23 protein-coding genes and 2 tRNA genes are annotated in these 24929 nt (G+C 54.5%); 14 read left to right on the forward strand and 11 right to left on the reverse strand.

What is annotated here, in order from left to right; genetic code table 11:
* Positions 1-3: 3 nt before the first annotated feature.
* From truC to syd, 3 genes are all read right to left on the reverse strand, one after another.
* A complete protein-coding gene (gene truC, locus OGW17_RS18160; RefSeq protein ID WP_047461581.1) occupies positions 4-786 on the reverse strand; it encodes a tRNA pseudouridine(65) synthase TruC in 783 nt (260 codons plus the stop codon).
* Positions 786-1115: a YqcC family protein gene (locus OGW17_RS18165; RefSeq protein ID WP_071257913.1), complete on the reverse strand. Its 330-nt coding sequence runs from the start codon at positions 1113-1115 to the stop codon at positions 786-788. The genes truC and OGW17_RS18165 overlap by 1 nt, the downstream gene beginning before the upstream one ends.
* 633 nt (positions 1116-1748) lie before the next feature.
* Positions 1749-2294 (reverse strand): SecY-interacting protein, encoded by a 546-nt coding sequence (syd, locus tag OGW17_RS18170; protein ID WP_047461575.1) that lies wholly within the window; start codon positions 2292-2294, stop codon positions 1749-1751.
* Positions 2295-2362: 68 nt separating this feature from the next.
* Between syd and queF the strand changes: the two genes are divergently transcribed.
* From queF to xni, 5 genes are all read left to right on the forward strand, one after another.
* Positions 2363-3211: an NADPH-dependent 7-cyano-7-deazaguanine reductase QueF gene (gene queF / locus OGW17_RS18175; protein ID WP_058668030.1), complete on the forward strand. Its 849-nt coding sequence runs from the start codon at positions 2363-2365 to the stop codon at positions 3209-3211.
* Positions 3212-3325: 114 nt separating this feature from the next.
* The gene (ppnN, locus tag OGW17_RS18180) at positions 3326-4690 is read left to right on the forward strand and encodes a nucleotide 5'-monophosphate nucleosidase PpnN (protein WP_024130903.1); all 1365 of its coding nucleotides are present in this window, start codon (positions 3326-3328) and stop codon (positions 4688-4690) included.
* Positions 4691-5254: 564 nt separating this feature from the next.
* The gene (gene sdaC, locus OGW17_RS18185) at positions 5255-6544 is read left to right on the forward strand and encodes an HAAAP family serine/threonine permease SdaC (RefSeq protein ID WP_049009488.1); all 1290 of its coding nucleotides are present in this window, start codon (positions 5255-5257) and stop codon (positions 6542-6544) included.
* 60 nt (positions 6545-6604) lie between these two features.
* Complete coding sequence (sdaB, locus tag OGW17_RS18190) at positions 6605-7972, forward strand: L-serine ammonia-lyase II (protein WP_071257912.1); 1368 nt, start codon at positions 6605-6607, stop codon at positions 7970-7972.
* 170 nt (positions 7973-8142) lie between these two features.
* Complete coding sequence (gene xni / locus OGW17_RS18195; protein WP_071257911.1) at positions 8143-8898, forward strand: flap endonuclease Xni; 756 nt, start codon at positions 8143-8145, stop codon at positions 8896-8898.
* Positions 8899-8978: 80 nt separating this feature from the next.
* Here the strand turns inward: xni and fucO are convergent, their stop codons facing one another.
* On the reverse strand, positions 8979-10127 hold the full coding sequence (gene fucO, locus OGW17_RS18200) for a lactaldehyde reductase (protein WP_049009485.1): 1149 nt from the start codon (positions 10125-10127) through the stop codon (positions 8979-8981).
* A gap of 25 nt (positions 10128-10152) precedes the next feature.
* Positions 10153-10800: an L-fuculose-phosphate aldolase gene (gene fucA / locus OGW17_RS18205; RefSeq protein ID WP_012134912.1), complete on the reverse strand. Its 648-nt coding sequence runs from the start codon at positions 10798-10800 to the stop codon at positions 10153-10155.
* Between the two features lie 555 nt (positions 10801-11355).
* On the opposite strand from fucA, the gene fucP reads away from it, so the two are divergent.
* The 5 genes from fucP to fucR all read left to right on the forward strand — a co-directional run bounded on the left by fucP (position 11356) and on the right by fucR (position 17200).
* On the forward strand, positions 11356-12666 hold the full coding sequence (gene fucP / locus OGW17_RS18210) for an L-fucose:H+ symporter permease (protein ID WP_012134914.1): 1311 nt from the start codon (positions 11356-11358) through the stop codon (positions 12664-12666).
* Between the two features lie 31 nt (positions 12667-12697).
* Positions 12698-14473, forward strand: coding sequence for an L-fucose isomerase (gene fucI, locus OGW17_RS18215; protein WP_012134915.1), 1776 nt, complete (start codon positions 12698-12700; stop codon positions 14471-14473).
* Between the two features lie 103 nt (positions 14474-14576).
* Positions 14577-15995, forward strand: coding sequence for an L-fuculokinase (fucK, locus tag OGW17_RS18220; RefSeq protein ID WP_071257910.1), 1419 nt, complete (start codon positions 14577-14579; stop codon positions 15993-15995).
* A 1-nt stretch (position 15996) separates the two neighbouring features.
* The gene (gene fucU, locus OGW17_RS18225; RefSeq protein WP_286452255.1) at positions 15997-16419 is read left to right on the forward strand and encodes an L-fucose mutarotase; all 423 of its coding nucleotides are present in this window, start codon (positions 15997-15999) and stop codon (positions 16417-16419) included.
* 58 nt (positions 16420-16477) lie between these two features.
* A complete protein-coding gene (gene fucR, locus OGW17_RS18230; RefSeq protein WP_012134922.1) occupies positions 16478-17200 on the forward strand; it encodes an L-fucose operon activator in 723 nt (240 codons plus the stop codon).
* Positions 17201-17282: 82 nt separating this feature from the next.
* Here the strand turns inward: fucR and rlmM are convergent, their stop codons facing one another.
* The 4 genes from rlmM to OGW17_RS18250 form a co-directional block, all read right to left on the reverse strand.
* The gene (gene rlmM, locus OGW17_RS18235) at positions 17283-18383 is read right to left on the reverse strand and encodes a 23S rRNA (cytidine(2498)-2'-O)-methyltransferase RlmM (RefSeq protein WP_012134923.1); all 1101 of its coding nucleotides are present in this window, start codon (positions 18381-18383) and stop codon (positions 17283-17285) included.
* Positions 18376-18771, reverse strand: a complete 396-nt coding sequence (locus tag OGW17_RS18240; RefSeq protein WP_286452256.1) for a DUF423 domain-containing protein — start codon at positions 18769-18771, stop codon at positions 18376-18378. Before OGW17_RS18240 ends, rlmM begins: the two co-directional genes overlap by 8 nt.
* An 18-nt stretch (positions 18772-18789) precedes the next feature.
* A complete protein-coding gene (gene gcvA / locus OGW17_RS18245) occupies positions 18790-19707 on the reverse strand; it encodes a glycine cleavage system transcriptional regulator GcvA (protein WP_012134925.1) in 918 nt (305 codons plus the stop codon).
* A gap of 349 nt (positions 19708-20056) precedes the next feature.
* Positions 20057-20284 (reverse strand): YgdI/YgdR family lipoprotein, encoded by a 228-nt coding sequence (locus tag OGW17_RS18250; protein ID WP_024130904.1) that lies wholly within the window; start codon positions 20282-20284, stop codon positions 20057-20059.
* A gap of 198 nt (positions 20285-20482) precedes the next feature.
* On the opposite strand from OGW17_RS18250, the gene csdA reads away from it, so the two are divergent.
* Together csdA and csdE are read left to right on the forward strand one after the other, a co-directional pair.
* The gene (csdA, locus tag OGW17_RS18255; protein WP_058668035.1) at positions 20483-21688 is read left to right on the forward strand and encodes a cysteine desulfurase CsdA; all 1206 of its coding nucleotides are present in this window, start codon (positions 20483-20485) and stop codon (positions 21686-21688) included.
* Positions 21688-22134 carry a cysteine desulfurase sulfur acceptor subunit CsdE gene (gene csdE / locus OGW17_RS18260; RefSeq protein WP_071257909.1) on the forward strand — a complete coding sequence of 149 codons (447 nt, stop codon included), beginning with the start codon at positions 21688-21690 and terminating at the stop codon, positions 22132-22134. The genes csdA and csdE overlap by 1 nt, the downstream gene beginning before the upstream one ends.
* A 77-nt stretch (positions 22135-22211) precedes the next feature.
* Here the strand turns inward: csdE and tcdA are convergent, their stop codons facing one another.
* Together tcdA and mltA are read right to left on the reverse strand one after the other, a co-directional pair.
* Positions 22212-23018 (reverse strand): tRNA cyclic N6-threonylcarbamoyladenosine(37) synthase TcdA, encoded by an 807-nt coding sequence (gene tcdA, locus OGW17_RS18265; protein WP_071257908.1) that lies wholly within the window; start codon positions 23016-23018, stop codon positions 22212-22214.
* 139 nt (positions 23019-23157) lie between these two features.
* Positions 23158-24255, reverse strand: coding sequence for a murein transglycosylase A (gene mltA, locus OGW17_RS18270; RefSeq protein ID WP_012134931.1), 1098 nt, complete (start codon positions 24253-24255; stop codon positions 23158-23160).
* 208 nt (positions 24256-24463) lie between these two features.
* Between mltA and OGW17_RS18275 the strand changes: the two genes are divergently transcribed.
* Both OGW17_RS18275 and OGW17_RS18280 read left to right on the forward strand, forming a co-directional pair.
* Positions 24464-24540: transfer RNA gene (locus OGW17_RS18275), tRNA-Met, on the forward strand.
* Positions 24541-24691: 151 nt separating this feature from the next.
* A tRNA-Met gene (locus OGW17_RS18280) sits at positions 24692-24768 on the forward strand.
* Positions 24769-24929 lie beyond the last annotated feature (161 nt).

Genomic DNA, 24929 nt, shown 5'->3' on the forward strand with positions numbered 1-24929 from the left:
GATTTAAGCCTGATTATTTTCATCCTGCCGGGACAACGCACTAAACTCAACCCTTTCATTCTCAGGGAGAAGTCCGCGCCAGCCAAACTGTGATAACGCCTGCATCCAGACGTCGTCCAGACCGGCGCGCAGGATCAGCGGTTCACCGGTAAAGGGGTGGGTAAGCGTCAGTTGACTGGCGTGCAACATTAAGCGCTGGCAACCAAAATGCTCTGCGGCGCTGCGATTCTGACGTAAATCGCCGTGTTTGCTGTCGCCGATAATCGGATGGCGTAAATGCGCGAGATGACGTCTGAGCTGGTGTTTACGGCCCGTTTTCGGCTCCAGTTCCACCAGGCCGTAGCGGGTTGTCGGATAACGCCCGGTCGCCACCGGCATTTCGACCGTCGCCAGCCCCCGGTAATGGGTCACGGCAGGCTGCGGGCCTTTATCTTCGCGGGCAAATTTATCGGCAATCTTATCCAGTTCTTCCACCAGCGGATAATCCAGAACGGCCTCATCCATTAACCAGCCGCGCACAATCGCATGGTAGCGTTTCTGAATCTGATGCTGCTCAAACTGCTGCGCCAGCAGGCGCCCCGCTTCGCTGGAAAGCCCCATCAGCAGGACACCGGAAGTCGGCCTGTCGAGTCGGTGGGCGGTAAAGACGTGCTGACCAATCTGGTCGCGTACGGTTTGCATCACCACGACTTTTTCGTCGCGATCCAACCAGCTGCGGTGAACCAGCCAGCCAGACGGTTTATTCACCGCCACCAGCCATTCATCCTGATAGAGGATTTCCAGCATCAGACGTTATCGCTCGTAAACAGCGCGTCCAGATCCTGCAATGTCGTCAGGATCACCTCGCGTTGAGGATGATCGGCCGTCAGCGCCATTTCATAATACGGCGCGACAGCAAAGGCTTGCGGAAGCGGCTGCGCGTTATCAAGCAACGCGTGCATACGGGGGATCAGCACCCATTGCAGCCATTCAAGCGGTTCCATCGTATCCATACAAAAAGGTTGCGTGCTGGTAAACAGGTGGGCCTGCGGCTCGTCCATCCGCCAGTGATGATGTTCACGCAGCAGGGCTTCCAGCGCGTGGAGTTGCTGGCGCACACGGTCATGAGTCGTCATGAAATTAACCTCAGTGATGAAAAACTGGCGCGAAGAATAGCATCAGTGAAGACGAAATAAAAAAAGGGAGCACTGTAAAAACAGTGCTCCCGGTTCGTTTCGCAGCATTCCGGCTACTTTTGGTGCTCCCTGCTCATCCGTGACAACTTTTCCTGTGGTCTTGCGACCTGCTCATCCTGAACAATTTGCATCCTGCTCACATCACCCCGATGCGAATCGACTTCATCCTGAAGTATCCTGGCCATCCTGACCCACCGAACATCCTGCCCGGCTCTCGTTCTCCGTCCTGGAGGTGTCCCTTAACGCATCCGGCGTTTTCCACTTTGCTTCATCCTGAAGCCTGTCCTTGTAACACCATCCTGGCGTGTCCTGCTGAAGCGCCATCATCCTGACGTTCGCTTCGTTGTGCGACTCCTTGTCGACAGGTATAGAATCGCCTGTTTCGCCTTGTCTTACAAGACACTTACAGACAATGCCTTAAGGATATTTTCATATGAAAGGCAGGATTGTTAACTCAACTCATTAATATTAAAAGAATTATAGTTAACCCCATGAGATAAGTATTCGCTTATTATCTGGCGATCTCTCACAGGGTATGTAAGAGATCTCTCACACGGTGTCTGGCAAAGTGGATTACAGAAGCGGCTTAAGCTGAGTCAGGAATTCCGCAAGAGAGGCGGCCAGAACGGTACGATTGCGCGTTCCCAGCGTCTCTTTGCAAACTTCCCCAGAGAGATTACACACCGAAATGACCTCAAGTTCATTTTCCAGCGTGGCGATAAAAAGCGTAGGCGGTAACTTGAGACGCTTCTGCGTGACCAGATGGCCGATCAGGTTTTCCTGAACGCGTCTGAAGTCATCTGCGCTCCATGTTTGCAGCAGCGTCAGCTTTTCATCCGCGAACTGCGCGTACATATCCCCGGCAAATTGCGTGGTGTAAAAAGCATGGACCGCAGGTTGTATCACAATATCAAATGCGCGTTCAACCGCGTTTACATTCGCCTCGCCTTCAAACGGCTGCGGCTGCCAGTAAACGGCATCGCTGGTCGAAGAGATAATGCACGGGGAAGGCACGCCATACAGCTCTTCGCTGAGCGGCCAGCTGTTGTGTTTCTCATGCCATGCGTCGCAATAACGCGTCGTAAATGCCGTCAGGGCTTGCGATGTCAGTTCGTCCACCGATTTCTCTCTTCATAAAAGCCAGGATACACTTGACGCATAGTGTATCTGGTTTATGACGGTGAAACATGTCTTCTTATGAAAACCATCAGGCGCTTGATGGCCTGACTCTCGGAAAATCAACGGATTACCGGGATAATTATGACGCCAGCCTGCTACAGGGCGTTCCGCGCAGCCTGAATCGCGATCCGCTGGATTTAAAAGCGGACAATCTGCCTTTTCACGGCGCCGATATCTGGACGCTGTATGAACTGTCATGGCTGAACGCGAAAGGCGTGCCGCAGGTCGCCGTTGGTCATGTGGAACTGGACTACACCAGCGTCAATTTGATTGAGTCGAAAAGTTTTAAGCTGTACCTGAACAGCTTTAACCAGACCCGTTTTGACTCCTGGGACGCCGTGCGTCAGACGCTGGAAAACGACCTGCGCGCCTGTGCGCAAGGCGAAGTCAGCGTCGCGCTGTACCGTCTTGATGAGCTGGAAGGGCAGCCTGTCGCCCATTTTCACGGCACCTGCATTGATGACCAGGATATCACCATCGATAACTATCAGTTCAGCACCGACTACCTGGAGAATGCCGCCAGCGGCGAAAAAGTCGTGGAAGAGACGCTGGTCAGCCATTTGCTGAAGTCAAACTGCCTGATCACCCACCAGCCGGACTGGGGCTCCATACAAATTTGTTATCGCGGGCGCAAAATTGACCGCGAGAAGCTGCTGCGTTATCTGGTCTCGTTCCGTCATCACAACGAGTTCCACGAGCAGTGCGTAGAGCGCATTTTTAACGACCTTCTGCGTTTCTGCCAGCCGGAAAAACTGAGCGTGTACGCGCGCTATACGCGTCGTGGCGGTCTGGATATCAACCCGTGGCGCAGCAACACCGATTTTGTGCCTGCGACGGGCAGACTGGTGCGTCAGTAATCTTTTTTTCTCAATTTTGCGCGCCGGATTCCGCGCGCAAGGTTGTGAAAGGTCATAAGCCAGCGCTATTGTAATCAACAGGGAATGACGTCTTGCGTCCCATAAGGAGTTTACTTGATTACACATATTAGCCCGCTTGGCTCAATGGACATGTTGTCGCAGCTGGAAGTCGATATGCTTAAACGCACGGCCAGCAGCGACTTGTATCAACTGTTTCGTAACTGTTCGCTTGCCGTACTGAACTCCGGCAGTCTGACTGATAACAGCAAGGAATTGCTGTCTCGTTTTGAAAGTTTCGACATCAACGTGCTGCGTCGTGAACGCGGCGTGAAGCTCGAACTGATTAACCCGCCTGAAGACGCCTTTGTGGACGGACGCATCATCCGCGCCTTGCAGGCTAACCTGTTCGCCGTGTTGCGCGACATCCTGTTCGTCAACGGTCAGATTCACAATGCAGGCCGCTTCCAGCATCTGGATCTCGAAAGCTCGGTGCATATTACCAACCTGGTGTTCTCGATCCTGCGCAACGCCCGGGCGCTACATGTCGGCGAAGCGCCAAACATGGTCGTCTGCTGGGGCGGTCACTCCATTAACGAAAACGAATATCTCTATGCCCGCCGCGTCGGCACCCAGCTGGGTCTGCGTGAGCTGAACATTTGCACCGGCTGCGGGCCAGGGGCAATGGAAGCGCCAATGAAAGGCGCGGCGGTAGGCCACGCGCAGCAGCGTTACAAAGACAGCCGCTTTATCGGTATGACGGAACCTTCCATCATCGCGGCAGAACCGCCTAACCCGCTGGTCAATGAATTGATCATCATGCCGGATATCGAAAAACGCCTCGAAGCCTTCGTGCGTATCGCCCACGGCATCATCATCTTCCCGGGCGGCGTCGGTACGGCGGAAGAACTTCTCTATCTGCTGGGGATCCTGATGAACCCGGCGAATAAAGATCAGGTGCTGCCGCTGATCCTCACCGGGCCGAAAGAGAGTGCGGATTACTTCCGCGTGCTGGACGAATTTATCGTGCATACGCTTGGAGAAGACGCCCGCCGTTACTACCGCGTCATCATTGATGACGCCACGGAAGTGGCGCGGCTGATGAAAAAAGCGATGCCGCTGGTGAAAGAGAATCGCCGCGACACTGGCGACGCTTACAGCTTCAACTGGTCGATTCGCATCGCGCCGGACCTGCAAATTCCGTTCGAACCGTCGCATGAGAATATGGCGAATCTGCAACTTTACCCCGATCAGCCGGTTGAAATTCTGGCGGCGGATCTGCGGCGCGCCTTCTCCGGCATCGTTGCGGGTAACGTCAAGGAGGTCGGCATCCGTGCGATTGAGGAGTTCGGGCCTTATAAAATCCACGGCGACCGCGAGATGATGCGTCGCATGGACGACCTGCTCCAGGGCTTTGTCGCGCAGCATCGTATGAAACTGCCCGGCTCGGCTTACATTCCCTGCTACGAAATCTGCGCATAACGCGCAGCGCCCGGTGGAGCACATCCGCCGGGTCAGACGATCGTCCGCTTTCTCAGACCGGGTCTGGTGTTTTCACCGCCCGGTTTTTTCATTGATACCAGTCACATAGTGAAGCTAAGTTTATAAATGCCGCTTATATTTCAAAATAAAAGCATTAACGCGCAAACGTTTACCTTACAATGCCAATAGTAATTTATCAGCCGTAATTCTTATTAGTCGCGACAATCCTCCAAAAACATTGTTTTTTATAGCCAAACCTCCGTATATTGCGCCCCGATCTTTTAGGGCATATGTCGTTAATGGTAGCCTTCGCGCCCGTAAATTCGCTTTGACGTTTTTTTAACAGATTAATGGTCCAAATTTATCCACATAACAGGTGGATTATTGCATTTGGGATCGCGATCACTGATACATTCATAAGTTAAATGTATCTTTCCGCCCGCAAATTATTACGGCGAAAAATTATATAAAAATCGTCATTAAACGAATTTCATTTTACGGTCAGGTCTTTTTTCATTGGATTAGACCACAAACCTGACTTTTAGCTTCCTCCAGGAGAAACAGATGGAAACCACTCAAACCAGCACTATTGCTTCGATTGATTCTCGAAGCGGATGGCGCAAGACGGACACCATGTGGATGCTGGGCCTTTACGGCACGGCAATCGGCGCGGGCGTACTGTTCCTGCCAATTAACGCAGGCGTCGGCGGTATGATCCCGCTGATCATCATGGCGATTATCGCTTTCCCGATGACCTTCTTCGCACACCGCGGCCTGACTCGCTTCGTGCTGTCCGGTAAAAACCCTGGCGAAGACATCACTGAAGTGGTTGAAGAGCACTTCGGTATTGGCGCGGGTAAACTGATCACCCTGCTCTACTTCTTCGCGATTTACCCGATTCTGCTGGTTTACAGTGTGGCGATTACCAACACCGTGGAAAGCTTCATGACCCACCAGTTGGCCATCACCCCGCCGCCGCGCGCGATTCTGTCTCTGATCCTGATTGTCGGCATGATGACCATCGTGCGCTTCGGTGAGCAGATGATCGTTAAAGCGATGAGTATTCTGGTATTCCCGTTTGTTGCGGCCCTGATGCTGCTGGCCCTGTACCTGATCCCTCAGTGGAGCGGCGCAGCGCTGGAAACACTCTCCTTTGATTCCGCTGCCTCTACCGGCAATGGTCTGTGGATGACGCTGTGGCTGGCAATTCCGGTAATGGTGTTCTCTTTCAACCACTCTCCGATCATCTCCTCCTTCGCGGTCGCGAAGCGTGAAGAGTACGGCGATGCGGCGGAGAAGAAATGCTCTAAGATCCTGGCATTCGCTCACATCATGATGGTGCTGACCGTTATGTTCTTCGTCTTCAGTTGCGTATTGAGCCTGACGCCGGCAGACCTGGCAGCAGCGAAAGAGCAGAACATCTCTATTCTGTCTTACCTGGCGAACCACTTTAACGCGCCAGTCATCGCCTGGATGGCGCCGATCATCGCGATTATCGCCATCACGAAATCCTTCCTCGGCCACTACCTGGGCGCTCGTGAAGGTTTCAACGGAATGGTTATCAAGTCTCTGCGCGGCAAAGGCAAATCCATCGAAATCAACAAACTGAACAAAATCACTGCGCTGTTCATGCTGGTTACGACCTGGATTGTCGCCACGCTGAACCCAAGCATCCTGGGGATGATTGAAACCCTGGGCGGCCCAATCATCGCGATGATTCTGTTCCTGATGCCGATGTATGCCATCCAGAAAGTCCCGGCAATGCGTAAGTACAGCGGCCACATCAGCAACGTATTCGTTGTTGTTATGGGTCTGATCGCTATCTCCGCTATTTTCTACTCCCTGTTCAGCTAAGTTTTGTAGCGCCGCTTTCGGGCGGCGCTTCCTCCCTGAGATTTAAGCAATGGATGCCCTATGATTAGCGTATTCGATATTTTCAAAATCGGCATTGGCCCTTCCAGTTCTCACACCGTCGGGCCAATGAAAGCAGGCAAACAATTCACGGATGATCTGATTGCCCGCAATATCCTGACCGATGTCACCCGCGTCGTGGTGGATGTCTATGGTTCACTGTCGCTGACCGGTAAAGGTCACCACACTGACATTGCCATTATTATGGGTCTGGCGGGAAATCTGCCGGATACCGTCGACATCGACGCCATTCCGTTCTTTATTCAGGACGTGAACACCCACGGACGTTTACTGCTGGCGAATGGTCAGCATGAAGTGGAGTTTCCGGTCGATAAGTGCATGAATTTCCATGCCGACAACCTGTCTCTGCATGAGAACGGGATGCGTATTAGCGCGCTGGCGGGCGATAAGGTCCTCTACAGCCAAACTTACTACTCCATTGGCGGTGGTTTCATCGTTGATGAAGAACATTTCGGTTTGTCGAACAGTGCGCCGGTCAACGTGCCGTATCCGTACAAATCCGCTGCCGATCTGCAAAAACACTGCCAGGAAACCGGTCTGTCGCTTTCCGGCCTGATGATGCAAAACGAGCTGGCGCTGCACAGCAAAGAAGCGCTGGAACAGCACTTTGCCAACGTCTGGGAAGTGATGCGCGGCGGTATTGAACGCGGCATCACGACGGAAGGCGTACTGCCGGGGAAACTGCGCGTTCCACGTCGTGCCGCGGCGCTGCGTCGTATGCTGGTCAGCCAGGATAAAACCACGACCGACCCGATGGCGGTTGTCGACTGGATCAACATGTTCGCGCTGGCGGTCAACGAAGAGAACGCGGCGGGCGGGCGTGTCGTGACTGCGCCAACCAACGGCGCATGCGGCATCGTTCCGGCGGTACTGGCGTACTACGACAAGTTTATCCGCGAAGTTAACGCCAACTCACTGGCTCGCTACATGCTGGTGGCCAGCGCGATCGGCTCTCTGTACAAGATGAACGCCTCCATTTCTGGTGCGGAAGTGGGCTGCCAGGGTGAGGTCGGCGTGGCCTGCTCTATGGCGGCGGCGGGTCTGGCAGAGCTGCTGGGCGGCAGTCCGACACAGGTGTGCATCGCTGCGGAAATCGGCATGGAGCACAACCTGGGTCTGACCTGTGATCCGGTTGCGGGCCAGGTACAGGTGCCGTGCATTGAGCGTAACGCGATTGCCTCCGTGAAAGCGGTCAACGCCGCGCGTATGGCGCTGCGTCGTACCAGCGAGCCGCGCGTGTGCCTCGATAAAGTTATTGAGACCATGTACGAAACCGGTAAAGACATGAACGCCAAGTACCGTGAAACCTCTCGCGGCGGCCTGGCGATGAAGATTGTCGCCTGCGATTAAGTCCTACCACGTTTCAGGATCTGTAGGCCGGATAAGGCGCTCGCCGCCATCCGGCATTTATTGCCTGATGGCGCTTCGCTTATCAGGCCTACGGATCGCGCTATTTCGCAACACTCGCCTCCTGTCGCCCTGGATGTTACCCTGTCCCCAAATTTGTCAGGGAGAATACCGTGGCCGTCCATCTGCTTATCGTCGATGCACTGAATTTAATTCGCCGTATTCATGCGGTTCAAGGATCGCCCTGCGCGGAGACCTGCCTGCATGCGCTTGAGCAGTTGATTGTACACAGTCAGCCGACACACGCCGTCGCCGTATTTGACGATGACGCGCGCAACAGCGGCTGGCGTCATCAGCGTCTCCCGGACTACAAAGCCGGTCGTCCTCCCATGCCTGACGAGTTACACAATGAAATGCCCGCAATACGCGCCGCCTTCGAACAGCGCGGCGTGCAATGCTGGGTTTCCAGCGGCAATGAGGCGGATGATTTAGCCGCCACGCTGGCGGTCAAAGTCACACTGGCCGGGCATCAGGCCACTATCGTTTCTACCGACAAAGGCTACTGTCAGTTGCTCTCCCCGACGCTGCGTATCCGCGATTATTTCCAGAAACGCTGGCTGGATGCGCCATTCATTGAGAAAGAGTTCGGCGTCCTTCCCCAACAGTTGCCGGACTACTGGGGGCTGGCGGGGATCAGCAGTTCAAAAGTCCCCGGCGTGGCGGGCATCGGCCCCAAAAGCGCGACCCAATTGTTGGTTCAGTTTCAGACTCTGGAAGGGATTTATGCGCACCTCGACGAGGCGGCGGAAAAGTGGCGCAAGAAGCTTGAAGCGCATAAAGAGATGGCATTTTTGTGCCGCGATATCGCGCGCCTGCAAACGGATCTCCATATCGACGGAAACTTGCAGCAGCTACGGCTGACGCGGTAGCTGTGTTGCCGGGTGGCGCTGCGCTTATCCGGCCTACATTTCGTGCAATCCTGTAGGCCGGATAAGGCCATCTGGCAAAATTACCAGGCGGTATGATACAACTCGATGATATCGGCAATACTCGCTTCACGCGGATTACCACCGGTGCAAACATCGTCAAATGCCGCCTGCGCCAGCGCCGGAATATCCTCTTTACGCACGCCGACATCGCGTAAATGCAACGGAATACCGACGTCCCGGTTTAGGGTAAATACCGCTTCCACGGCGGCATTACGCGCCTCGCTCAAACTTATCCCTTCAACCTTCTCGCCCATCGCACGCGCGATATCACGGAACTTCTCACCGGTATATTCCGCGTTGTAGCGCATGATATGCGGCAGAAGAATCGCATTAGCAACGCCGTGCGGGGTGTTATAAAACGCGCCCAGCGGATGCGCCATCCCGTGCACCAGCCCAAGCCCCACGTTGGAAAAGCCCATCCCGGCAACGTACTGCCCCAACGCCATCGCTTCGCCCGCTTCACGCTCGCCCGCAACCGAACCACGCAATGCCCCGGCGATGATCTCAATGGCCTTAATATGCAGCGCATCCGTCAACGCCCACGCGGCACGGGTGATGTATCCTTCGATCGCGTGGGTTAACGCATCCACCCCGGTTGCCGCCTTCAGCGCGGGCGGCATGCCGTCCATCATGTCGGCATCAATAAACGCGACCTGCGGGATATCATGCGGATCGACACAAACAAATTTACGCCGCTTTTCTTCATCGGTGATCACATAGTTAATGGTCACTTCCGCTGCGGTTCCCGCAGTGGTCGGGATCGCCATCACCGGCACGCTCGGATAACGGGTCGGCGACAGACCTTCCAGACTGCGCACGTCAGCAAACTCAGGGTTATTGCTGATAATACCGATCGCCTTACAGGTATCCTGCGGGGAGCCGCCGCCGATGGCAATCAGGTAGTCTGCCCCGCTTTGTTGAAATACGTTCAGCCCCTCTTTCACCACGCCGATGGTTGGATTTGGGATCACGCCATCGTAGATCGCCCATGCCAGCCCTGCGGCATCCATCTTATCCGTGACATTTCTGACCACACCGCACTGCACCAGCGTTTTGTCACTGACAATTAGCGCCTTGCGATAGCCCCGGCGTTGAACCTCATCGGTTAACGCCGCCACCGCCCCCCGGCCAAACCATGCCGTTTCGTTCAGGATCATTCTGTTCGCCATAGCCCGTCTCCTTCGCTGTGCGAAATTACTCTTCGATACGTAATCCGTAGGTTTTGAATTTTTCCAGCACAATGGCGATAGCCTCATCATCCAGTACAGGCACCGGATCGGTAATCGCCAGCGTACTGAGGTACAGCTGCGCCAGCACTTCCACTTCATGCGCCAGCCACAGCGCTTTTTCCAGGTTCTCTTCGCAGGCGATCAACCCATGATGCTGTAGCAGGGTCGCTTTGCGATTTTTGAGCGCAACGGCAACGTATTCAGAAAGTTCACGCGTGCCGAACGTGGCGTAAGGCGCACACGGAATGGAGTTCCCCCCCGCCGCCGCAATCATGTAATGAATGGCTGGAATAGGACGATTGAGGATCGACACCGCCGTGCAGTGAACGGCATGGTTATGGACGACAGCATTAGCATCCGGGCGCGTCTGGTAGGCCGCCATATGGAAACGCCACTCGCTGGAAGGCAATTTTCCCTGCTCATGCTGACCCTCTGCATCAATAAAGACGATATGTGATTCGGTGAGTTTGTCATACGGAATGCCCGTTGGCGTGATCAGCATCCCGCCCTGATAACGCACGCTCACATTGCCTGCGGTCCCCTGGTTCAGCCCCAGCCGGGTCATCTCCAGGCAGGTGTCGATAATCTGGCGGGCCAGTGTGTTTCGTTCCATTAGTTACCTCTCTCAGTCATTCAAAACGCGACAACAGAACAGCACGTTGCTCTGCTGAATTAATTGAACATTTGGTAACCATCATCATATTGAATAGCGATAAAGGAATTTACATGACTTTATTTTGTGATACGCATCAATTAATCACGTCAGTTAAATACCGTTTTCGCCGGATTCACTCTCGCCAAAATGACCGCCCTTAATATTATTTATCCAAACGGGCATTTTCATAATATTTGTAACAAATGCCCGTTTTCGCAGTAATAAATTAAATCGGTCATCAACGCTGTGGGTTTTTAATTTTATTTACTCAAACGGGCATCATTTTTCAGAAATTAAAGTGATGATAATCACATAAAGCCACCCTCCAGGTGCTAAATGTGACCACCATCATATTAAACAGCGTTTTTTATTTGAAAATGAATTCATGAGTTCACCATCAACAGCCAATTTTCTCTGGCAGATAACAGGAACTCGCCTGGTTTGTCGATCTGGTGAGAAACACCGGTCGTACTTCTAAAATGTTGAACACGCTTCTGAGCCAATGAGGATGCTATGGGAAACACAACAATACAGACGCAGAGTTTTCGTGCGGTGGATACAGGGCAAAGCAAACGCTATATCATTCCGTTCGCTTTACTCTGCTCACTGTTTTTCCTTTGGGCGGTTGCCAATAACCTGAATGACATTTTATTACCACAATTTCAGCAAGCCTTTACGTTAACTAATTTCCAGGCAGGTTTGATTCAGTCTGCTTTTTATTTCGGCTATTTTGTTATTCCCATTCCCGCGGGTATTTTGATGAAAAAGCTGAGTTATAAAGCAGGGATAATTACCGGACTATTCTTATATGCTTTTGGCGCAGCATTATTCTGGCCAGCTGCTGAAGTGATGAATTACACCTTGTTTCTGATTGGTCTTTTTATTATTGCCGCAGGACTTGGTTGTCTTGAAACCGCCGCGAACCCTTTTGTTACGGTATTAGGGCCAGAAAGCGGTGGCCATTTCCGTCTCAATCTGGCGCAAACATTTAACTCTTTCGGCGCTATTATCGCCGTGGTGTTCGGGCAAAGTCTTATTTTGTCTAACGTCCCACATCAATCTCAGGACGTGCTCGATAAAATGACGCCTGAGCAATTGAGTACGTATAAACACAGCCTGGTTTTGTCGGTACAGACGCCTTATATGATCATCGTGGCTATCGTTTTACTGGTTGCCCTGCTGATCATGCTGACCAAATTCCCGGCGCTACAGAGCGACGATCACAGTGACGCCCAACAAAGTTCATTCACCGCTTCGCTTGCCCGCCTGGTGCGTATTCGCCACTGGCGCTGGGCGGTGCTGGCGCAGTTCTGCTACGTCGGCGCGCAAACCGCCTGCTGGAGCTACCTGATCCGTTACGCTATCGAAGAGATCCCCGGTATGACGCCTGGCTTTGCCGCCAACTACCTGACCGGCACGATGGTGTGCTTCTTTATCGGCCGCTTCTCCGGCACCTGGCTTATCAGCCGCTTTGCGCCGCATAAAGTGCTGGCTGCCTATGCCCTGCTCTCCATGATCCTGTGTCTGGTTTCAGCCTTTAGCGGCGGCCATATCGGTCTGCTGGCCCTGACGCTGTGCAGCGCATTTATGTCGATTCAGTACCCCACTATCTTCTCGCTGGGTATTAAAAATCTGGGACAGGACACCAAATACGGCTCGTCATTCATCGTCATGACCATCATTGGCGGCGGCATCGTCACGCCGGTCATGGGTTTTGTCAGCGATGCGGCTGGCAACATCCCAACGGCTGAGCTGGTCCCGGCGCTCTGCTTTGCCGTCATCTTCATCTTTGCCCGTTTCCGTTCACAAGCGGCAACTAACTGAACATTTTTCCGAATAACGTGAGGAACCTGTAATGAAAAAAATCAGCTTACCGAAAATTGGCATTCGCCCGGTTATTGATGGACGTCGCATGGGGGTACGCGAGTCGCTGGAAGAACAGACCATGAATATGGCGAAAGCCACCGCTGCGCTTATCACCGAAAAACTCCGCCATGCCTGCGGCGCGCAGATTGAGTGCGTGATTGCGGATACCTGCATTGCCGGAATGGCGGAATCCGCCGCCTGTGAAGAGAAATTCAGCAGCCAGAATGTTGGCGTAACAATTACCGTGACGCCGTGCTGGTGCTACGGCAGCGAAACCATCGATATGGACCCAATGCGCCCGAAAGCCATCTGGGGCTTCAACGGTACGGAACGTCCCGGCGCCGTTTATCTGGCCGCCGCGTTGGCCGCGCACAGCCAGAAAGGCATTCCGGCATTCTCTATTTATGGTCATGACGTACAGGATGCCGACGACACCTCGATCCCTGCCGACGTTGAAGAAAAACTGCTGCGCTTTGCGCGCGCGGGTCTGGCGGTCGCCAGCATGAAAGGCAAAAGCTATCTCTCTGTGGGTGGCGTCTCAATGGGGATTGCCGGTTCCATCGTCGATCACAACTTCTTTGAGTCCTGGCTGGGGATGAAAGTGCAGGCGGTGGACATGACCGAGCTGCGCCGTCGCATCGACCAGAAAATCTATGACGAAGCCGAACTGGAGATGGCGCTGGCGTGGGCGGATAAAAACTTCCGCTATGGCGAGGATCAGAACGCGCAGCAGTACAAACGTAATGAAGAACAAAGCCGCGCGGTGCTGAAAGAGAGCCTGCTGATGGCGATGTGCATTCGCGACATGATGCAGGGCAACAACAAGCTGGCGGAAAAAGGGCTGGTCGAAGAGTCGCTGGGTTATAACGCTATTGCGGCAGGCTTCCAGGGCCAGCGCCACTGGACCGATCAATACCCGAACGGCGACACCGCCGAAGCGCTGCTGAACAGCTCCTTTGACTGGAACGGCGTGCGCGAACCGTTTGTCGTCGCTACCGAAAACGACAGCCTCAACGGCGTAGCGATGCTGCTGGGCCACCAACTCACCGGAACCGCGCAGGTCTTTGCCGACGTGCGAACCTACTGGTCGCCGGAAGCGGTAGAGCGCGTCACAGGCCAGCCGCTCACCGGCCTTGCGGAGCACGGCATCATTCACCTGATCAACTCCGGCTCTGCGGCGCTGGACGGCTCCTGCAAGCAGCGCGATAGCGAAGGCAAACCGACCATGAAGCCGCACTGGGAAATCAGCCAACAGGAAGCGGACGCCTGCCTGGCCGCCACCGAATGGTGCCCGGCGATCCACGAATACTTCCGTGGCGGCGGCTACTCCTCTCGCTTCCTGACCGAAGGCGGCGTGCCGTTCACCATGACCCGCGTGAACATCATCAAGGGTCTGGGGCCGGTACTGCAAATCGCTGAAGGCTGGAGCGTGGAACTGCCGAAAGAGATGCACGATCAGCTCGACGCCCGCACCAACTCGACCTGGCCGACCACCTGGTTTGCGCCACGTCTTACCGGTAAAGGCCCGTTCACCGACGTTTACTCGGTGATGGCGAACTGGGGCGCTAACCACGGCGTACTGACCATCGGCCACGTCGGCGCTGACTTCATCACGCTCGCCGCCATGCTGCGTATTCCGGTCTGCATGCACAACGTGGACGATGCGAAAATCTACCGTCCTTCCGCCTGGGCTGCGCACGGTATGGATATTGAAGGCCAGGATTATCGCGCCTGCCAGAACTACGGGCCGCTGTACAAACGTTAATGCGTCACTTCTTTGCCCGGTGGCGTAAGCTTACCGGGCCTACAATTTCGCATTTTGTAGGCCGGATCAGCGAAGCGCCATCCGGCAACGTTTCGGAGCTACTATGAAACAAGACGTCATTCTGGTTCTCGACTGCGGCGCCACCAACGTACGGGCAATGGCCGTTGACCGTCAGGGAAACATTGTCGCCCGCGCATCAACAGCGAATGCCAGCGACATCGCCACGGAAAATAGCGCCTGGCATCAGTGGTCGCTGGCGGCCATTCTGCAACGCTTCGCGGACTGCTGTCAGCAACTGAAGACGGAACTGGCGGCCTGCCGGGTTCGCGGCATCACCGTCACGACGTTCGGCGTAGACGGTGCGCTGGTTGATGAACAGGGTCAGTTACGCTATCCGATCATCAGCTGGAAATGCCCTCGCACCCTTGCCGTCATGGAAAACATCGGCCGCTTTATGCCGCCGCAGCAGTTGCAGGCGATCTCCGGCGTCGGCGCATTCGCCTTTAATACGCTGTATAAACTGGTGTGGCTGAAAGAGAACCACCCGCAGTTGCTCGAACAGGCGCACGCCTGGCTGTTTATTTCATCGCTGATCAACCACCGTTTAACCGGTGAATTCACCACGGATATCACCATGGCGGGCACCAGCCAGATGCTGGATATCCACCAGCGGGATTTCAGCCCGGAGATTTTACAGGCCACGGGTTTACCCCGCCGTCTGTTTCCACGGTTAGTTGAGGCGGGTGAACGAATTGGCACGCTGCAAAACGACGCCGCAAACCTGCTTGGGCTTGAGGCGGGTATTCCGGTGATCTCCGCCGGGCATGACACGCAGTTTGCCCTCTTTGGCGCCGGCGCAGAACAGGATGAACCGGTACTCTCGTCCGGTACGTGGGAAATCCTGATGGTACGCAGCGCGCAGGTGAACACGCCGCTGCTCAGCCATTACGCCGGTTCCACCTGTGAACTGGACAGCCAGGCCGGACTTTATAACCCAGGCATGCAGTGGCTGGCTTCCGGCGTGCTCGAATGGGTGCGCAAACTGCTCTGGACGCCAGAAACGCCGTGGCAGACGCTGATTGACGAGGCGCACGCCATTCCGCCGGGAGCTGAAGGCGTGAAGATGCAGTGCGATCTCCTCACCTGTCAAAACGCGGGCTGGCAGGGGGTGACGCTGAACACAACGCGTGGTCATTTTTACCGCGCCGCGCTGGAAGGGCTCACGGCGCAACTGCAACGTAATCTGCAAACGCTGGAAAAGATTGGTCACTTCCAGGCAACTGAGCTTCTGCTGGTTGGCGGCGGAAGCCGCAACGCGCTGTGGAATCAAATCAAAGCCAATCTGCTTGATATACCGATTAAGGTGCTGGATGACGCGGAAACCACCGTCGCCGGGGCCGCCATGTTCGGCTGGTATGGCGTAGGCGAATTTGCCAGCCCGGAACAGGCCCGAGCCCAGGTACGCTATCAGTACCGCTATTTCTGGCCGCAAACTGAACCCGAATTTATTGAGGGAGTGTGAGATGCTAAAAACTATTTCGCCATTAATATCCCCTGAGTTACTGAAAGTGCTGGCTGAAATGGGGCACGGGGATGAGATTATTTTTTCCGATGCCCACTTTCCCGCGCACAGCATGGGACCGCAGATTATTCGCGCAGATGGTCTGAAAGTCAGCGATCTGCTCCGGGCGATTATCCCGCTGTTTGAACTGGACAGCTACGCGCCGCCGCTGGTGATGATGGCCGCCGTAGAGGGCGATTCGCTCGACCCGACGGTTGAAGCACGTTATCGCGATGCGCTCTCATTACAGACGCCGTGCCCGGAGATTGTCCGCATCGACCGCTATGCGTTTTATGAGCGGGCGCAAAAAGCCTTTGCGATCGTTATCACAGGAGAGTGCGCGAAGTACGGGAATATTCTTTTAAAAAAAGGGGTAACGCCGTAATCTCTTGCCGGTGCGCCCGCATGATGCGGGCGTTCATCGAATGATGGGGTGAGAAAAGATGAAAGCGGCACGCCAACAAGCGATAGTAGACCTGCTGATCAACCATAAAAGTCTGACCACCGAGGCGCTGTCAGTACAGCTTAACGTCAGCAAAGAGACCATTCGCCGCGATCTCAGCGAGCTACAGGCGCAGGGAAAAGTGCTGCGCAATCACGGGCGCGCCAAGTATATTCACCGGGAAAACCAGGACAGCGGCGACCCGTTCCACATCCGGCTGAAAAGCCACTATGCGCATAAGGCGGATATCGCCAGGGAGGCGCTGGCATGGATAGAACCGGGCATGGTGATCGCTCTGGACGCCAGCTCAACCTGCTGGTATCTGGCCCGCCAGTTGCCGGACATTGATATTCACGTCTTTACCAACAGTCACCCGATTTGCCAGGAGCTGGGCAAACGCGAGCATATTCAGCTCATCAGTTCCGGCGGCCAGCTTGAGCGTAAATATGGCTGCTACGTCAATCCGTCGCTTATCTCTCAGCTTAAGCCGCTCGACATTGACCTGTTTATTTTTTCCTGCGAGGGGATCGACCGCGGCGGCGCGCTCTGGGACTCAAATACGATCAACGCGGATTTCAAATCCACGCTGCTTAAGCGCGCATCACAGTCTTTATTGTTGATCGACAAGAGTAAGCTCAACCGCTCGGGAGAGGCCTGCATCGGGCATCTGGATGATGTGACGCACATCATTTCCGATGAGCGCCAGGGGGTAATTCATGCCTGATAGCCTTGCCGCTTATCAGGCCAACAAATACCCGGCGCAGGCCGGATAAGGCATTTACGCCGCTATCCGGCAATCCATCGTATTACCGCTCGTCGCGACGCCCGCCCACGGCGGCCCACAGCCGACGGACATGCACGGTCACTTCTTCACGATCGTGATACAGCTGTCGCGCCTGAATTTGCGCGTTAATGCCGTGTTCATCAAGCTGCGCCTGAATGTATGCCAGGTTCTGCGACACCTCTTCATAGCGTTTTTTCATCGGCAGCTTGAGATTGAAGATCGTCTCGCGACACCAGCCGTTTACTAACCACTGCGCCATCAGCGCGGCAACTTTAGCAGGCTTTTCCACCATATCGCACACCATCCACGAGATGTTATTGCGATTCGGACGGTATCTGAATCCATCTTCGCGCAGCCAGGTCACCTGCCCGGTATCCATCAGGCTCTGCGCCATTGGGCCGTTATCGACAGAGTAAACCCACATGTTGCGCTTCACTAACTGGTAGGTCCAACCGCCAGGGCAGGCGCCTAAATCCACGGCATACATCCCGTTCGCCAGACGTTCATCCCACTCATCGGCCGGAATAAAAACATGCAGCGCTTCTTCCAGCTTCAGCGTCGAACGGCTTGGCGCATCGGCCGGGAATTTCAGCCGCGGAATCCCCATATAGAACGGCGAGTTGTTGTCAGGATACGAATACCCGGTATAACAGCAGCCCGGCGCGATGAAGAAAACATGCACCACCGGACGCTTTGGCGTTTCATAGTTTGTCAGAATCCCCGCGTCGCGCAGCGCGGCCCGCAGCGGCACCGTAAATTTACGGCAAAACTTCATCAACTCTTTGCTTTCATTGGTGTCTGCGACTTCAACACGCAGCTCGCCGCCTTTTTCCACAACGCCCTGTAGCATCCCGACAATCGGCGTAATGCGATCGTCCGGCGGCAGGTCGCGCAGCAGCTCGCCGACGACGAACATTTGACGCGCAAAAATGAGCGAGGAAAAAGGCAACTCTTTTACTATTTTTTCAGCATCGTCCGGCTGATAGCACTCAAAGACGACGTACCCGGCATTGTCTTTAACACGAGCGAAGCCAAAGATTTCCCGACGCGCCGCCTTATCCGTTATTTCAGCAGCACACTCCTTTTCAAAACCAGGGCGACACAACAATACAACCTTATTCATGACCAACGCCCTTACGTTTCAAACGGATGGCGCCAATTAACATCAGCACCCAGCCTGCCAGGAAACTCACGCCGCCGACAGGAGTAACAAACGCCCACAGGCGTAAATGAGACAGCACCAGGCAATACAGGCTGCCGCTAAACAGCACCGTACCTAACGCCAGAAAAACGCTGCTCCAGTAAAACCAGATGCTAATGCGTCGCTGCATCGCAACCGCCAGGCCAAAAATAGCCAGCGTATGAAACGCCTGATATTGCAGGCCGGTCTGGACCCAGCCCATTTCAACCACACCAAGAGTTTTGCTCAGGACATGCGCCCCAAAGGCACCCAGAGCAACATAGATAAAGCCGCTTATCGCGGCAAAAATCAGCATAAAACGGCTGGTCATGGTAGTACCCTAAATAAATTATTGTTCGTAACGAAAGCGGAATTTTTCTTGTTCAGCGGCCGCTTTGGTCAGAATCCACTGACGAAAGGCGGCTATTTTACCCAGTTCTGCCTGACTGTCATGACAAACCAGATAAAAAGCATTTTTACTGACCAGAACGTCGTTAAAGGGACAGACAAGACGCCCGGCTTCAATTTCTGATTGCGCCATGACGTTGTTCGCCAGCGCAACCCCCTGTCCGTGGATGGCAGCCTGTAGCACCATTGCGCTATGGCTGAAAATAGGTCCCTGCTGCACATTAATATGATTCAGCCCCAACTGACGCGTATAGGTCTGCCAGTCTCTTCGCGAAGCATCATGCAGTAATGTATGTTTTGCCAGATCTTCCGGCGTCTTTAACGGCTTATCGCCCGTCAGTAATAACGGTGAACACACCGGCAGTAAATATTCTGCGTACAATTTTTCGACGCGCAAGCCTGGCCAGTTGCCACGCCCATAAAAAATAGCGACGTCGACATCATCAGCCAGCTTATCTTCCTGACGGTCCACGGCCTGAATTCTGACATCGATTCCCGGATAAGTTGAGTTAAAGCTTGAGAGTCGAGGAACCAGCCACTGGATCGCAAAACTGGGCAATAAACTGACCGTAAGCGCGCCTTTTGCACTCCGCGCCTGAAGTTTACGCGTCGCTTCGGTTAATTGCGAAAAAATCTCTTTGATGTCGAGGAAATAGCTCTGCCCCTCTTCCGTGAGCAAAAGCGAACGATTGCGACGACGGAACAGTTTTAGCCCCAAAAAATCCTCAAGTGACTTGATTTGGTGACTTACTGCGGCCTGTGTCACAAAAAGTTCTTCTGCTGCGCGAGTGAAGCTTAAATGCCGCGCTGCGGCATCAAAAACACGTAATGCATTTAAGGGTGGTAATCGTTTTGACATGGCTTTTAGACTTTGATGTTAAATAAATTTAACAATTAGGTAACCCTGTGTAACCTATTAGTTTTTTTAATCTGAGCCATTATAATTTGTCCGTTGAGGTTCTACCAGCAAATACCTATAGTGGCGACACTTCCTGAGCCGGAACGAAAAGTTTTATCGGAATGCGTGTTCTGATGGGCTTTTGGCTTACGGTTGTGATGTTGTGTTGTTGTGTTTGCAATTGGTCTGCGATTCAGACCATGGTAGCGAAGCTACCCTTTTTCACTTCCTGTACATTTACCCTGTCTGTCCATAGTGATTAATGTAGCACCGCCAATTGCGGTGCTTTTTTTTGTCCATGACCGACCGGTTACTGATCCAGTTCGACCATCTCTTTAACGTCAGTACGATTGATCTGCTGTTTGTTGCCGTTAGCGTCTTTATAAGAAATCATGCCGGTTTCATCATCGGTTTTTGGCTTACCGTCTGACACGATAGTACGGCCATCATTTGTGTGCATCACATAATTCGGACCGGAACAGGCGCTCAGGGCAAAAGTCAGCATACATGCAGAGATCATTGCGGCAGTCTTTTTCATTTTCATCTTCTTCTCCTTAAAGCTGTTTATGCTAAATAAAACGGGTTCCGTAACAGGCAAAAACATTCGCCTAACACTATTTAGCATAACCTGCTTCCCTGACTTCACCAGGATAACCAGACAATTCCGATGGTTAGGACAAACCTTGTATCACAGCCCTTTTTGCGCCACGATCGGTATACTGAATTGAGGAATACCATGAACGCTTTCAATCCTGCGCAGTTTCGCGCGCAATTTCCTGCCCTTACCGATGCGGGCGTTTATCTCGACAGCGCCGCGACGGCGCTTAAGCCTCAGGCCGTGATCGACGCCACGCATCAGTTCTACAGCCTGAGCGCCGGAAACGTCCATCGCAGCCAGTTCGCCGAGGCACAGCGGCTAACCGCACGCTATGAAGCGGCGCGCGGCAAAGTGGCGCAGTGGCTGAACGCGCCTGATGATGCATCGATTGTCTGGACACGCGGCACCACGGAAGCCATCAATATGGTGGCGCAATGCTATGCCCGCCCGCGCCTGCAACCCGGCGATGAGATAATCGTCAGTGAAGCGGAGCATCACGCGAATCTCGTTCCCTGGCTGATGGTCGCTCAGCAGACGGGCGCAAAAATCGTCAAACTGCCCCTGAATGCCCTTTTCCTCCCCGACGTGGAGCGTCTGCCTGAACTCATCACGCCACGCAGCCGGATTCTGGCGCTGGGACAGATGTCGAACGTCACGGGCGGCTGCCCGGACCTGGCGCGCGCTATCACGCTGGCGCACGCGGCAGGGATGGTGGTGATGGTTGACGGCGCGCAAGGCGCGGTGCATTTCCCCGCCGATGTACAGCAGCTGGATATTGATTTTTATGCCTTCTCCGCCCACAAGTTGTACGGCCCGACGGGCATCGGCGCGCTGTACGGCAAACCGGCCTTACTGGAAGAGATGTCCCCGTGGCTCGGCGGCGGCAAGATGATCGCTGAAGTCAATTTTGAAGGATTCACAACCCAGGCCGTTCCCTGGCGTCTGGAAGCCGGCACGCCAAACGTGGCTGGAGTTATTGGCCTTAGCGCCGCGCTGGAGTGGCTGGCGGAAGTGGATATGGCGCAGGCCGAAAGCTGGAGTCGCGGTCTGGCGACGCTGGCGGAAGACGCGCTGGCGAAGCGTCCGGGTTTCCGCTCTTTCCGTTGCCAGGACTCCAGCCTGCTGGCCTTCGATTTTGCCGGCGTTCATCACAGCGATATGGTGACGTTACTGGCCGAATACGGCATCGCCCTGCGCGCCGGGCAGCACTGCGCGCAGCCGCTACTGGCGGCGCTTGGCGTAACGGGCACCCTGCGCGCCTCTTTTGCGCCGTATAATACAAAGCATGATGTGGATGCGTTGGTCAGCGCCGTTGACCGCGCGCTGGAAATACTGGTGGATTAATGACAAGCCCTCTTTTTGCCGGACACCCGTTTGGCACGACCGTAACGGAAGAGACGTTACGCGCTCTCTTTATCCCGCTCTCGCAGTGGGAGGACAAGTATCGCCAGCTTATTCTGTTGGGTAAGCAACTCCCGGCATTGCCGGATGAGCTAAAAACGCAGGCAAAAGAGATCGCAGGATGTGAGAACCGCGTCTGGCTGGGGCATACCCTGTCAGAGAAGGGAACGCTGCACTTTTTCGGTGACAGCGAAGGGCGTATTGTACGCGGTTTGCTGGCGGTTTTACTCACGGCGGTAGAGGGAAAGACCCCGGCGGAACTGCTGGCGCACTCGCCGCTGGGGTTGTTTGATGAGTTAGGCTTAACAACACAACTTAGCGCATCGCGCAGCCAGGGGCTGCATGCGCTGAATAACGCGATTCTTGAGGCTGCCCAGCAAGCCGGATGACGACGCTGATGCGTCTTATCCGGCCTACAACACCGCACGAACCGTAGGTCGGATAAGCATAGCGCCATCCGACACAATCAAGCCTGACGCGCCGCCTTCGCCATCATCTTCTTCAGCGCATGAGACACAGCAACAAAGCCAAAGGTCGCAGTTACCATCGTGGCTGCGCCGAATCCAGAGGCGCAATCCATTCGTTTCGGCCCCTCCGCCGTCGCTTTCATCGCACATACGGAACCATCAGCCTGCGGATAAACCAGCGCTTCCGTTGAGAACACGCAGTCCACGCCCAGTTTGCCCTTGCTGTTTTTCACCACGCCAAAGTCGCTTTTCAGCCGTTCGCGCAGTTTCGCCGCCAGCGGGTCCTGGATGGTTTTCGCCAGATCCGTTACCTGAATCTGGGTCGGGTCTATCTGCCCACCCGCCCCGCCGGTGGTGACTAACGGAACCTTATTTCGGCGGCACCAGGCAATCAGCGCGGCTTTTGGCCGCACGCTGTCGATGGCATCAATGACATACGAAAACCCTGCGCTCATATACTCCGCGACGTTATCCGGCGTGACAAAGTCATCCACCACCGTCACCCGGCACTCCGGGTTGATCTGACGAATACGCTCGGCCATCACCTCGGCTTTCGCCAGACCGACGTTATCGCGTAGCGCATGAATTTGCCGGTTGATGTTGGTGACGCATACGTCATCCATATCGATGAGCGTGATCGCGCCAATGCCGGTACGCGCCAGCGCCTCTGCCGCCCAGGAGCCGACGCCGCCGATCCCGACCACGCAAATATGCGCACCGGCAAACAGCTGCAACGCTTTTTCACCATACAGACGGGCGGTGCCGCCAAAACGCTGGCGCCAGGCATCACTAATTACAACAGACATACGACCTCAGAATTAAAAAGGGGTAATACGATCGTAGGCCGGATACGTCGCTTGCGACGCCATCCGGCATGATTTGCCTGATGGCGCTACGCTTATCAGGCCTACGATTTAAATCTTCAGCGAAGCCGCCATCAGGCAATCAGCCGCTAAATACGTTACCGGTTCCCGGGGCGTTTTTCAGCACCCAGACGCGCCCATAGTGATTATACCAGCCTGCGCGGTGCCCGGCGTCCGGGCCTATCCCCTGATAAATATCAAAGTGCTGGCCTTTAATCGCGCCGCCCACGTCCAGCGCCACCATCAGGCGCAGTTCGTACTGGCCGTTAAACTTGCCGTTGTTATCCAGCAGCGGGACTTCCGCCAGCAGGGTTGTTCCTGCCGGGATAATGCTGCGATCGGAAGCCACAGACGCACGGCCGATAAGCGGCACGGCGCTGGCGCCTTTCACCGGGGCAAAAGATTGCGGCTTAAAGAAGACGAATGACGGGTTTTGCTCCAGCAGCTCGCGCACTTCCGCTTCACTGTGGGTTTCTCCCCAGTGGCGAATGGCCTGCATCGACATATCTTCTTTCTTCACTTCACCGCGATCGATCAGCACCTTGCCGATACTGCGGTAAGCATGGCCGTTTTTCCCGGCATAGCTGAAGAAATTCAGCGGGCTACCGTCGCCAAAATCAATATAGCCGCTGCCCTGAACGTCCATGATGAAGTTATCCATCAGCGAGTTGCTGTACGCCAGAATGTAGCTGTCGCTCAGCGCGCCGGAATAGATCTCGGCACGAGACGGTAAGCGGCCGCGTTTTGGCGGCATGCGATAAATAGGGTACTGGAACTCGCCCTGACGGGTATGGCGCGCCTGAATAACCGGCGTGTAGTAGCCGGTAAACTGGACGTTGCCGTAGTTATCCGCCCCTTCCATCTGCCAGGCATCAATACCAAACTGGCGCATCATTCGCGTATCGCCACCGGAACGTAACCACTCCTGCACGGCGTTATAGACGTTGCTCTGGTTGCCATACAGACGCGGCGACGCGCTGCGGATTTGGTTGACCTGCTCGGCGAAATCGCCTGCGTTGATAGGCGCCCCAATGGCGTCAGGTTGGTTCACCAGTGAGAAAGGCTGGGTAAACTTCCCGTCTTTATACTGCTGGCCGCGATCGGTCGGTTTAGAGGAACAGGCGGCAAGCATTGCAACCACCGCCCCCATAAGAAGGTAATTTGCCCAACGTCCTTTCATGAGTTCTCGTCTTTTAGCTGTAAATCTTGCGCTATGAAGATAACAAACCCCCGAACCTAATGAAATGCGAAGCGCTCCCCTGACGCAAATTACGCACAAAAAACGTACCAAAGTGCGTTGTTTTTGCACACAATCATCCCAATTTCGTGATCCGGGTGAAAAAAGGGTTGCATGAAAATGTTAGCAGAGTATAGTGCGCATCCACGGACGCGGGGTGGAGCAGCCTGGTAGCTCGTCGGGCTCATAACCCGAAGGTCGTCAGTTCAAATCTGGCCCCCGCAACCAATTAAAATCTGATGTAATATTTTGCAAAGTAGTTCGAATCACAACAAGGCGGCGACGCAGTGAATCCTTAGGAGCTTACTTCAGTAAGTGACTGAGGTGAACGAGGAAAGCCAACGCAGATGTGGTTTGAAATACGAAGCAGAAAGACGGACGCGGGGTGGAGCAGCCTGGTAGCTCGTCGGGCTCATAACCCGAAGGTCGTCGGTTCAAATCCGGCCCCCGCAACCAATTGAAATATGATGTAATATTTTGCAAAGTAGTTCGAATCACAACAAGGCGGCGACGCAGTGAATCCTTAGGAGCTTACTCCAGTAAGTGACTGAGGTGAACGAGGAAAGCCAACGCAGATGTGGTTTGAAATACGAAGCAGAAAGACGGACGCGGGGTGG

It is taken from the genome of Citrobacter sp. CK181 (assembly GCF_030333595.1).
GTDB lineage: Bacteria > Pseudomonadota > Gammaproteobacteria > Enterobacterales > Enterobacteriaceae > Citrobacter_B > Citrobacter_B koseri.